This is a genomic window from Roseinatronobacter ekhonensis (assembly GCF_900499075.1).
Lineage (GTDB): Bacteria > Pseudomonadota > Alphaproteobacteria > Rhodobacterales > Rhodobacteraceae > Roseinatronobacter > Roseinatronobacter ekhonensis.
Map to the genome: position 1 here is coordinate 43457 of NZ_UIHC01000022.1, position 10102 is coordinate 53558.

The window sequence follows — 10102 nt, forward strand, 5'->3', positions numbered from 1 at the left end:
TAGGCGAAGCGGGCAGGGGTGCAAGGGGGGCGTTGCAGTGCAATCAGGCTTGGGCAAGACGCAGACAATCCGCGACCGCCCGAGGTGGGTGCGGGAAACCCGCGCCCGCCTGGCGGGCGGGCGGTCAAGGGGGGCTCTGTTGCACAAATCCCGTGAGGGATTCATCTTGTGAATCCAGTGTGGTAGCTGGAGGGCATGAGCAGACCCATCGCTCCGGCCGACAAGACAAGGACCTGGCCGGCCTACAACGAAGCGCTCAAGCGACGTGGTTCGTTGACGATCTGGTTTGATCCCGCCATGACTAGGGAGGCGACGCCGACCGGAAAGCGTAGTCGCCAACCCGACTATAGCGATGCTGCCATCAAGACCTGCCTTACGATGAAAGTGCTGTTCGGCATGGCGCTGAGGCAGACGACAGGTTTTGTCGAGAGCTTGCTGCGGCTGATCGGCTCGGACTGGGCGGTGCCAAACTTTAGCACCCTGAGCCGCCGCCAGAAGACCTTGAATGTAAGCATTCTCTACCGTGGCTCATGCGGCCCGTTGCACCTGCTTGTCGACAGCACAGGCATCAAGGTCGAGGGCGAAGGGGAATGGAATGCGCGCAAGCACGGTGGCACAAACCGCGTTCGCCATTGTGCTCGCACCAATGGCGCATCAATGGCTCACCTGGCGCAAGATCCACATCGGAATTGACGAGAAAACACTCGAAATCCGGGCTGCGGAGTTCACCATCAGCAATGTCGGAGACGCGCCCATGCTGCCCGAACTTCTCGACCAAATCCCGCCCGATCAGGAGACCGGCAGCGTCACCGCCGATGGTGCCTTCGACACCCGCAAGTGCCATGATGCGATCGCCGCTCGCAGCGCTACGGCCATCGTACCACCCCGCAAGAACGCCAAACCATGGAAGCCCGATAGCCCCGGGGCGATTGCGCGAAACGAAGCGCTTCGCGCGTCGAAACGCTTCGGTCGAACTATCTGGCGACGATGGAGCGGTTATCACCGCCGGAGCCGCGTCGAAACCAAAATGCATTGCGTCAATCTGCTGGGCCAACGTCTGACCGCGCGGGATTTCGACCGTCAGGTTGCCGAGTTCCAGGTCCGTGTCGCCGTGCTGAACGGCTTCACAGCGCTCGGAATACCCGTCACCGAAGCTGTGGGATGACTCTGTCCGGGGAAAGGGGAACCTCGGCCATCAGCCGATTTGTGCAACAGAGTCCCGCCGACTGGTCGGAATATTTCGGCTATATCACGGATCAGGGCGACCGCTTCTTCCATCTGGACCCGCTCTGGGCCGATGCCAACATAGATGCCGTCGCCATCGACAATTACATGCCGCTGTCGGACTGGCGCGACGGAACCGAGCACGCCGATGCGGGTTGGGGCAGCATCTATAATCTGGACTATCTGACGGCCAATGTCGCTGGTGGCGAGGGGTATGACTGGTTCTATGCCAGCGCGCTCGACCGCGACCAGCAACGCCGCACACCCATTCGCGACGAGAGCGTTTGGCAAGAGGACTGGATCTGGCGTTACAAGGACATTCGCGGCTGGTGGGAAAACGACCACCACGACCGTGTGGGCGGTGTGCGACTGGACAAAACCGCGTGGGAGCCGCGCTCGAAACCCATCTGGTTTACCGAATACGGCTGCGCCGCGATCGACCGGGGCACCAACCAGCCGAATGTGTTTCTGGACCCGAAATCGAGTGAAAGCCGCGCGCCCTATTTCTCGCGCGGATGGCGCGACGACACGGTCCAGATGCAATATGTGCGCGCGGTCAACCGCTACTGGTCGGACCCGGCCCACAACCCGCAATCGGAATTCTACCAAGGCCCGATGGTGGACTTGACCCGCGCGCATCTTTGGGCGTGGGACGCCCGGCCCTATCCGTGGTTTCCCGGCAATGCCACATTGTGGAGCGACGGGGCAAACTGGGCGCGCGGGCATTGGGTGACGGGGCGCGCGACGGCGCAACCGCTGGACGCCGTGATCGCGGAAATCTGCGCGCGCGCGGGGCTGACACCGGTCGATGTATCGCGCGTTTACGGCGTGGTGCGCGGCATGGCCGTGCCCTCGACCGACAGCCCGCGCGCAATGTTGCAAGCGTTGATGCTGGCGTTCGGCATAGATGCCGTGGAACGCGACGGCACCTTGCGCTTTGTCACGCGCGATGGGCGGGCTGTGGCGCGGCTGGGCGCGGACAACCTTGTGCGCGCGGATGGCGGCGATCTGACCCGCATTCGCGCCCCGCAGGCCGATGACGCCGGGCGCGTGCGGCTGGGCTATGTGGCCGAAGGCGGCGATTTCGACCTGCGCACCGCAGAAGCCGTGTTCCCAGATGCCAGCTCTGCGCGCGCGGCGGGGTCCGACCTGCCGCTGGTTTTGCCAGAGGGCGAGGCGCGGCTGATCGCGGAACGCTGGCTGACCGAGGCGCGGGTCGTGCGCGACAGTGCCCGTTTTGCGCTGCCACCGTCCAGTGGGGTTGGCGCGGGGGATGTGGTCGAACTTGATACCGGTGCGGGGGCGTCGGTCTGGCGGATCGACCGCACAACGCTGTCTGGCCCGCGCGAGATGGAAGCCACGCGCGTCGAACCCGGTGTATATGGCCATGGCGAAACCGATCTGGGGGGCTCACAAGCCGCTGGCTACACCGCGCCCGGCCCGGTGCAACCGGTCTTTCTGGACCTGCCGCTGATACCGGGGACAGAGGTGGCGCATGCGCCGTGGCTGGCTGTCTCTGCCCGCGCATGGCCCGGCGCGGTGGCGCTGCATCGCCGCGAAGGTTCTGACCAGTTCGTGCTAAATACGCTTGTGGCGCAACGCGCCTTCATCGGGGTTACGGCAACGCCGCTGGTGGCGGCACCGGCGGGGCGCTGGGATAACGGGCCTGCGCTGCGTGTCCGTATGATGCGCGGGGTGCTGCAATCCGCCAGCCCGCAAGACGTGCTGGGCGGGGCGAATAGGCTGGCCATCGGGCTGGGCGAAGATTGGGAGGTGTTCCAGTTCGCAGAGGCCGAGATGGTCGCGCCGGACACCTACGCGCTGCGCCGCCGGTTGCGGGGGCAGCAAGGCACTGACGGGATCATGCCCCTGGACTGGCCCGCCGGTGCGCTGGTTGTCGTATTGGACGGTCGCTTGGCGCGGATCGACTTGCCGCGCGATGCGCTGGGGGGTGAACGCGCCTATCGCATCGGACCGGCCAGCCGGCCGATTGATGATGCCAGCCAGCGCGATTTCGTGGCAACTGCGCAAGGGGTGGGGCTGCGACCCTACCGTCCGGCGCATCTGCGCCTGCACGCGCTGGCGGGGGGTGATCTGGCGGCCGCCTGGGTGCGCCGCACACGCGAAGGGGGCGATGCCTGGGGCAGCGCCGAAGTGCCGGTCGCGGAGGCCTATGAGCGTTATATGCTGCGGGTGCGTCTGGGCGGCGAGGTTCTGCGCGAAGAAGTGCTGGACAATCCCGCCTTTATCTACACCGCCGCGATGCAGGCCACAGACGGGGCAGGGGCCGCATTTGCGGTCGAGGTGGCGCAGGTCTCTGACGTGGTTGGGCCCGGGCCGTTTGCGCGGGCCGAGGTGCTGCTGTGATGGCACCGACGACATGTGACGCGCGCGCCGGTGCGCCCACCCGCCCACCCCGCCACGCCGCCTGCGCGGCGCGGCTTGCGCACCGGCGCGCGCGGGGGGTGGGGTGGATATGCGGCCGGTAACGCCCACGGACTTGCTAGCCGCAGCGCAGGTTCTGTTGCAGTGGCCCGACGACGCCTGGCCAGAGGTGGCGGCGGCACTGCTGGACGAGGCCGCGCGGGCCGACCGGTTCCGGCGCCGCCACGGTCTTGCGCATCCGCGCCTCGGCAATGGCACGGTGACAAGCGCGGCACTGGCGCGCGGGTCCGCCCCTGCGCCAGCCGCCGGCGACCGGCGGTTTCTGTCGGCACTCGCGGCAGTGATCGCGGCGGTTCTGGCGCGGTCAGAAGGCCTTGAAGGTCATGGTCGTCAGTGTGCGGCTGATACCGGGAATATCGAACAGCGCTTCTGACAGATAATGGCCGACATCCGCGTCATCGGGGATATAGACTTTGGCGATCAGGTCGTATTCGCCCGAGGTGGAATAGAGTTCCGAGACCACCTCGCGGTCATAGATAGCGTCGGCAACCTCGTAGGTTTTACCGGGCGTGCAGCGGAACTGGACAAAAACGCAGCGCATAGGGCCTCCGGGTGTTGGGGTTCAGGGGGCTTTGCCCACTCTGGGCGCGGGCGCGCCCATTCACCCCCAGAATATTTGGGCAAGGATGAAGAGGGAAGAGTCAATCTGGCTGAAGCGTGAGCGGAGCTGCCTCTGCGCCGAGGTCTTCGGTGGTGAGTGCGGCCTTGGGCCTTGCAAGGCGGTTGCGGATGACCCAGTGCAGCCGGTGTTCGGCGCGGGTGATGGCGACATAGGCAAGCCGTTTCCAAAGTGCAATACCGCCCTCGGTGCGGCCCGCGCGCGCGGCGGCGTAAAGGTCGGGGGCAAAGACCTGCACCTCGGGCCATTGCGAGCCTTGGGCCTTGTGAATGGTGCAGGCCGCACCGTGCACGAAAGCCGCGCCCATGGCGGCAGCGAAGGGGATGAACGGGTCCTCGTTCGGGTCTTTTTCGATTTTGACGATCGAGGCGACCGAGATTTGCGGATCTGGCGCGCCGAAGATGTGGAGCCGCGAGAAGCCCGGTTTGCGCCCCGGCCCCAGATAGACCACCTGCGCGCCCTTGATGAGGCCGCGCGCTTCGAGATCAATCCGTTTGGCACGGTGCTTCAGCGGCAGTTCCAACCCGTCGCAGATCAGCGGTTCGCCTTCCAGCAGGGCATCTTCGGGGGCGCCATGGGCGCTGCGGAAGGCATGGATCAGGCGCAGGCGCGTGGCGTTGCGCCACACCAGCACCGGGCTGCGCGCCATCAGGTCGCTATCCACACGCTCGGCCAGATGTACGCGCTCGTCATTGCGGGCGGCGGCGGTGATGCGGTCCTCGAATTGCTCGAAGCTGAGGTCGGGATCGGCCAGCGCATGTGCCAGATCAAGGATCGGATTATCCGCCGCCTGCCGGTGGATGCGAGCCAGGTGCATCTTTTGTGGGGCTGGAAGGTGGTCGAACACCATCTCGCCCGCGCCCCCGACAGGTGCAAGCTGCGCCGGGTCGCCGAACAGGACCAGCGTGCCGAAGAGTTCCTTCAGATCGTCCAGTTGGCGCTGGTCCAGCATGGAGCTTTCATCGACAAAGCCAATATCGAGCGGGTCGTCGCGACGCTTCCAGCCGGTGATGAAATCGGACCCGCGCAGGCCTGCTGCCGCCAAAGCGCCGGGGATGGAGGGGGTTTGCGCGTAGAACGCCGCCGCGCGGTCGAGCGCGACATCCTCCATACCTTCGATTGTGGGCCGCGGGGCCTGACCCGCCAGCCATTCAGCGATTTTCTCATATTCCGGGTCATAGACCGGGGAATAGAGGATGCGGTGCAGCGTGGTCGCAGGCACGCCGCGCCCGCGCAGGACCGACGCCGCCTTGTTGGTTGGGGCCAGCACCGCCAGCGACCTGCGGTCGCGCTTGCGGCGGGGTTCATATTCGCCTGTCACGATCTCGACCCCGGCGGCCGCCAGTGCTTTGGTCAACCCCGCCAGAAGCAATGTCTTGCCGGAGCCAGCCTTGCCGGTGATCGCCAGCACCGTGCCGCGCCCCTCTGGCATGGGGCCGGTCTGGCCGGTGTCGAGGTCGATCCCCGCCGCATCGAGCGCGGCGGACACCCGTTCCCAAGCCTGGGACTGGTCATCGGAGAGGGCGGGCAGGGCGGCTGTCGCTGTCATGGGCGCGACCCTAGCCCAAAGCGCGGGCCGGGGGAAACCGCTTTCGCGCGCTTGCAGCGCAGGGCCGCGCGGCGTAGCCTGAGCGCCTCCATTGCAACAGGACCACCCATGCCAATCCGCAACCGTTTCGCCGCGCGCCTGTCCGACCATGCCGCATGGCGGCGCGATTTCCATGCCCATCCCGAATTGGGGTTCGAGTGCCACCGCACCGCCGCGATCGTGGCCGAGAAGCTGCGCGCCTTTGGCTGTGACACGGTGGTCGAGGGTATTGGCGTGACCGGCGTTGTAGGGCTGATCCATGGCCGTAACGGGCCGGGCCGCTGCATTGGCCTGCGCGCCGATATGGATGCGCTGCCGATGCATGAGGCGACGGGCCTGCCCTATGCCAGCACCGTGCCGGGGCGGATGCATGGCTGCGGGCATGACGGGCATATGGTGATGCTTCTGGCCGCCGCCGAATACCTGTGTGAAACGCGCGCCTTCGACGGCACCGTTGCCGTCATCTTCCAACCTGCCGAGGAAGGGGGCGGGGGCGCGAAGGTCATGTGCGATGCGGGGCTGATGGACCGCTTTGCCATTACCGAGGTCTACGGGCTGCACAACCGCCCCGGCCACCCTTTGGGCGAATTCAACATCCGCGCGGGCGCGTTCTATGCGGCGGTGGATGAGTTCCGGCTGGTGGTGGAAGGCAAGGGCGGGCATGCCGCCAAGCCCGACCAGACCATCGACCCGGTGGTGGTCGCCAGTCACCTGATCGTGGCGCTGCAAAGCGTGGCCGCGCGCAACACCGACCCCACGCAGAACATCGTGCTGTCGGTCTGCGGGGTGGACACATCCAGCCACGCGCACAACGTCATCCCGGCGCGGGTGGCGCTGGTGGGGACGATCCGCACGCATGACGCGGGCGTGCGTGACCTGGCAGAGGCGCGGCTGCGCGCGCTGGCGGACGGCACGGCGCGGGCGTTCGGGGCGGTGGCGGAGGTGGAATTCCTGCGCGGCTACCCGGTGATGGTCAACCATGCCGCGCATACCGACTACGCCCGCGCGGTGGCGCTGGACGTGTCGGGGCAGTGCATTGAGGCGGGGTTCAACATGGGCGGCGAGGATTTCGCGTATATGCTGGAAGAACGCCCCGGCGCCTATATCGTGCTGGGCGCGGGCGACGGGCCGGGCCTGCACCACCCGCAATACGACTTCAACGACGAGGTGATCCCCTATGGGGCAAGCTGGTATGTGGGGGTGGTGGAGGCGAGGTTGGGGTGAGAGCGAGGGTCATTCAAGTGATTTGTATGCTAAAGATTTACGGGAGAAGGTCGTGAGCACCACCGAGAAAGGTAACAGGCTCGAAGATCGTTTGCTTAAATATTTACTTGATCAAACAGGGCATGATGAACTGGTGTATGGATTATACCCGGCAGGACAGTGCCGCGTGCTAAAGCAAGCAAAATATTACTGCCGAGATCGCGAAGCAGATGTCGAATTTGATATCGTAGTAGAGATTCGTCGCCAAGGTGCTTCTGATCCGCATCTATATTTAGTCTTTGAGTGTAAGAATCATAAGAGGTCAATCGAAGATAAAAACATCCGAAACTTTTCTGATCAACTTATTAGTGTATTTGGGCATGCTGCGAAGGGTATTATCGTTACAACGAACAAATTGCAGTCAGGTGCTTATAGCGTGGCGAATAAGCGAAAACTTGGCATTGTGAAATTTGATAGCGATGGAATTGAAATAGTAGCTGAACGCACAGCAAGATCATGGGTCGAGGAAAAATTTATAGATTCTCAGCTTTATTCTGGTAGCGGATCGCAAAAAAGTCTTAAATTTTCAGCGCATTTAGATGGGTGCTATTTCAGTTAATTTAATCAACTGATAAGAGATGCTATTTCAGATCGTCTGAATATAATGGAAATAAGCTTCGGAGTGAGTTTTAATACTGTAAATTATCTTACAGTCTATCAGATAAAAGAAAAGGCAGAGCAAGCTCTGTCACTGGTAAATTATAAGAATGGCGAAGTTGATGTGGAAGAAATCTGTAGATCGTTGAACCTCACTCTAGTTCGATCCGGAAAAATGATCTACGATTCGGATGGAAATGCAGTCTTGGGTTCGCTTGATTTCGCTGGGCAAACTATCCGCGTAAATTTGCATCAGAACAGCAATCGTGAACGATTTACAATCGCTCATGAAGTAGGTCATCTGTGTCTCGAACATGGTAAGTTTCTTCTGTCAGAAACTGTTGTAGAAAACGACCTATACGTTGAGAATAATTCAAAGGAGATTTTTAACTATCAGCGTCTTGAGTTTCAGGCTAATATTTTTGCTGCTGAGTTGCTTCTGCCGGATACTCAGTTTCGTAATACCGTCGAGGCGTTAAGAGAAAAGTATGGCACACACGGCAGGAGTTTTGGGTATATTTTCGTTGATGATCAACCGTGCAATTATGTGCCATATAGCCAGATGTTAGCTGATCTATCAGAGCTGTTTGGTGTTTCAAGAAGAGCTATTGAGATTAAGTTAAAAAGAGCAGGGCTTGTTACAGATAATCGCTCTTCTTTCACTCGAGCTTGATCATATCACAATTTGGCGTCCTAGGAAGTTGCCATGGCTTATCTTGCTCTACCCCCCCAAGCAGCGCCACCGCCCGCGACGGTGCTGGCGCTCTGGTGCACAAACGGTCAGATGCGCTGAACCGGGCTGACGCTAGGGAAGCTGCCCATTTTTTAGGCCGCTATGCTTGACTCTCTTGCCAAGGCGTCGTCCATTCGGCGGATAAGGCGTATCGTCGCAGGGGCAACCCGTGCCGCGCGCGCCTTGCAAGCTGCCCTCTGAGTGGCGGCATAAATCAACCTGGAGGTTACCATGACCAAACATCTGACAGCTGGCGTTTTCGCTTTCGCCACCGCCATGGGCGGTGCCGCGATGGCGCAGGACCAGACATTCATTTCCATCGGCACCGGCGGCGTGACGGGCGTGTATTAACCGGCAGGCGGCGCGATCTGCCGCTTGGTCAACCGTGACCGGGCCGAGCATGGCATCCGCTGCGGTGTGGAATCGACCGGCGGGTCGATCTTCAACATCAACGCCATCCGCTCGGGCGAGCTGGAATTCGGCGTGGCGCAGTCGGACTGGCAGTTCCATGCCGCCAACGGCACCTCGCGCTTTGAAGAAAACGGCGCGTTCGAGGAATTGCGCGCGGTCTTCTCGCTGCACCCCGAGCCGTTCACGGTTGTCGCGCGCGCCGATGCGGACATCACCGATTTTGCGGATCTGGCCGGCAAGCGCGTCAATATCGGCAACCCCGGTTCGGGCCAGCGCGGCACCATGGATGTGGTGATGGACGCGATGGGCTGGACCACCGACACCTTTGCGCAGGCCACGGAACTGCCGCCCGCAGAGCAGTCGCTGGCGCTGTGCGACAACAATGTGGACGCCATCGTCTACACCGTCGGCCACCCGTCGGGCGCTATTCAGGAAGCGACCACCTCGTGCGACACCGTGCTGGTGAACGTGGATAATGACGCCATTCGCGGTCTGGTCGAGGAGAATTCCTACTACCGCATGGCGACCATCCCCGGCGGCATGTATCGCGGCAACGCAGAGGACGTGACCACCTTCGGTGTCGGCGCGACCTTCGTGTCGTCGACCAACGTGTCGGACGATGTGGCCTATGAAGTGGTCAAGGCGATCTTCGAGAATCTCGACCAGTTCAAGGCGCTGCACCCCGCGCTCGACATTCTGGAAGCGCAGACCATGGTGACAGATGGCAATTCCGCGCCCATCCACGAAGGGGCCGCACGCTACTACCGCGAAGCGGGCCTGATGGAATAAGCGGCCTCGTGCCGTAGCACTGCCATGGCCCGTGTCATGCGGGCCATGGCTTTCGTGTTTTCCCGGATCCGTTGGGAAAACCGCCAAATCATCAAACCAACATTCGGGGGATGGACCATGTCGCAAGCGCCTCAAGAGGGTCGCCGCTTTTCCGATGAGGAATTGCAAGACCTCGTCGCCAGCACCGATTCTGGTGGTCGTGAACCGACCAACCGCAATGTCGCGTTGCTGATCGCAACCGTGGCGTTTCTGTGGTCGGTCTTTCAGGTCTGGATTGCCGATTTGCAGTTCCAGTTTGCCCAATACTGAAGTGGTCCGGCAAATTTGGACAGCGTGCTAAGATGTATCCAACGCGCACGAATGGATACGAGAATGACAAAGCGACGGAACTTTTCAGACAAGTTTAAAGCTGCTGTGGCGCTTGAGGCGCTGC

The 10102-nt window shown here is 62.1% G+C and carries 7 protein-coding genes and 3 pseudogenes; 8 read left to right on the forward strand and 2 right to left on the reverse strand.

The window, feature by feature from the left end; translation table 11 throughout:
* The first annotated feature begins 195 nt into the window (after window positions 1-195).
* The 3 genes and pseudogenes from ROE7235_RS11390 to ROE7235_RS11400 all read left to right on the forward strand — a co-directional run bounded on the left by ROE7235_RS11390 (window position 196) and on the right by ROE7235_RS11400 (window position 4042).
* Window positions 196-1165, forward strand: a pseudogene (locus ROE7235_RS11390) (IS5 family transposase).
* 41 nt (window positions 1166-1206) lie between these two features.
* Window positions 1207-3591 carry a baseplate multidomain protein megatron gene (locus ROE7235_RS11395; protein ID WP_183073489.1) on the forward strand — a complete coding sequence of 795 codons (2385 nt, stop codon included), beginning with the start codon at window positions 1207-1209 and terminating at the stop codon, window positions 3589-3591.
* A gap of 109 nt (window positions 3592-3700) precedes the next feature.
* Entirely contained in the window at window positions 3701-4042 is a 342-nt protein-coding gene (locus ROE7235_RS11400) for a DUF7742 family protein (RefSeq protein ID WP_121095679.1), read from the forward strand.
* Here the strand turns inward: ROE7235_RS11400 and ROE7235_RS11405 are convergent.
* Together ROE7235_RS11405 and ROE7235_RS11410 are read right to left on the reverse strand one after the other, a co-directional pair.
* Window positions 3974-4210: an Lrp/AsnC ligand binding domain-containing protein gene (locus ROE7235_RS11405; protein ID WP_121095680.1), complete on the reverse strand. Its 237-nt coding sequence runs from the start codon at window positions 4208-4210 to the stop codon at window positions 3974-3976. The two genes, ROE7235_RS11400 and ROE7235_RS11405, sit on opposite strands and share 69 nt — an antisense overlap.
* Before the next feature lie 100 nt (window positions 4211-4310).
* The gene (locus tag ROE7235_RS11410) at window positions 4311-5837 is read right to left on the reverse strand and encodes an ATP-dependent DNA helicase (RefSeq protein WP_121095681.1); all 1527 of its coding nucleotides are present in this window, start codon (window positions 5835-5837) and stop codon (window positions 4311-4313) included.
* Between the two features lie 108 nt (window positions 5838-5945).
* Between ROE7235_RS11410 and ROE7235_RS11415 the strand changes: the two genes are divergently transcribed.
* The 5 genes and pseudogenes from ROE7235_RS11415 to ROE7235_RS11435 form a co-directional block, all read left to right on the forward strand.
* The gene (locus tag ROE7235_RS11415) at window positions 5946-7100 is read left to right on the forward strand and encodes a M20 aminoacylase family protein (RefSeq protein WP_121095682.1); all 1155 of its coding nucleotides are present in this window, start codon (window positions 5946-5948) and stop codon (window positions 7098-7100) included.
* Window positions 7101-7152: 52 nt separating this feature from the next.
* A complete protein-coding gene (locus ROE7235_RS11420) occupies window positions 7153-7698 on the forward strand; it encodes a restriction endonuclease (RefSeq protein WP_183073491.1) in 546 nt (181 codons plus the stop codon).
* Window positions 7699-7761: 63 nt separating this feature from the next.
* Window positions 7762-8409, forward strand: coding sequence for an ImmA/IrrE family metallo-endopeptidase (locus ROE7235_RS11425; RefSeq protein WP_183073492.1), 648 nt, complete (start codon window positions 7762-7764; stop codon window positions 8407-8409).
* Between the two features lie 291 nt (window positions 8410-8700).
* Window positions 8701-9669 (forward strand): annotated as a pseudogene (locus tag ROE7235_RS11430) (TAXI family TRAP transporter solute-binding subunit).
* A gap of 117 nt (window positions 9670-9786) precedes the next feature.
* Window positions 9787-9975: pseudogene (locus ROE7235_RS11435) on the forward strand (hypothetical protein); the annotation flags it as partial.
* Window positions 9976-10102 lie beyond the last annotated feature (127 nt).